Genomic DNA, 1101 nt, shown 5'->3' with positions numbered 1-1101 from the left:
TATATAAAAATTAATATATATAATTAAGCTACACAATTGATCATTCCAAATACTTCCAGTTCAGCTCGTTTTTCTTTTGGTGTTAAGTATCTTAATACTGCCATTGGTATATTATTTGACCTTTTTAAATATCTTTTTCCTTGTTCTCTTAAATCTTCTAAACTATAAAACTTTAGATAACTATAAAATCTTTCGTTATCATTCCTATGACTTCTTTCTACTTTTCCATTATGCTGTGGTGTTCTTGGTTGTATTTTATGATGCTTTATTCCTAATTCTTTTAATCGTTTATCTAATGGGTGTATTTTCTTTATATTTGCCTTATTATATGTAAATTCTATCCCATTGTCTGTCTGGATCTCTTTTGGTTTATATCCTAAATATTCGATTAATCTATTTACGAAATCTACTGTATTTTCCGGTGTATGCTCTTCATACCAATATAAAAATCTTTCTCTTGTCGCCTCTTCTATGTATGTATATTGATAAAACTTTTTGTCTTCTGGTAATATTTCACTCTTACACTCACTCGGTACATATTTCACATCCATTTGTCCTTTTTCTCCTACATTTTTTGGCGTATTATATTTCTTATTATGTTTTTTCTTTGATGTGTTTTTTATATTCATTCCTTTATAAAATTTTATATCTAGTCTTCTCATTACTCTATATAATGCTGTTATTGTTCTTGTGTATCCTTTTTCTCGTTTTAATTTTACCCATAATTCACACAATGTTATTCTTGGATTTCTTCTTACATAATTTCTTATCCATCTTATTTCTTGATTTGTATGAGCATTAGGGTGCTTACTCTTTGGTCTATGAGATTTATCTGTTATGCTCTCAGCTGTTCCATCATATGCTTTATTCCATCTCCACAATGAAACCCTTGAAATATGGTACTTCCTACACACATAATTTATATCTCCACAATTTCTATACATCTCTACTGCATATTTTCTTGTATTAGTATCGTGTGGAAGGTATCTTTTTTCTTTCTTTTCTGTTATAATATTATTCATAAGTGATTTAAATCTCCTTTATATAATGGTTTCGCAACTCAATTATATATGATTTAAATCACTTATTCAATTTTTATTT

At 27.6% G+C, this 1101-nt stretch carries 1 protein-coding gene; it reads right to left on the bottom strand.

What is annotated here, in order from left to right; translation table 11 throughout:
• Positions 1-23 precede the first annotated feature (23 nt).
• A complete protein-coding gene (locus QZ321_RS12460; protein WP_294197075.1) occupies positions 24-1022 on the bottom strand; it encodes a DDE-type integrase/transposase/recombinase in 999 nt (332 codons plus the stop codon).
• Positions 1023-1101: the final 79 nt, after the last annotated feature.

The organism is uncultured Clostridium sp., from assembly GCF_910588715.1.
Classification (GTDB): domain Bacteria; phylum Bacillota; class Clostridia; order Clostridiales; family Clostridiaceae; genus Clostridium.
The sequence above is the reverse complement of the archived record's forward strand: the minus strand, read 5'-3'. Positions and strand labels throughout refer to the sequence as shown.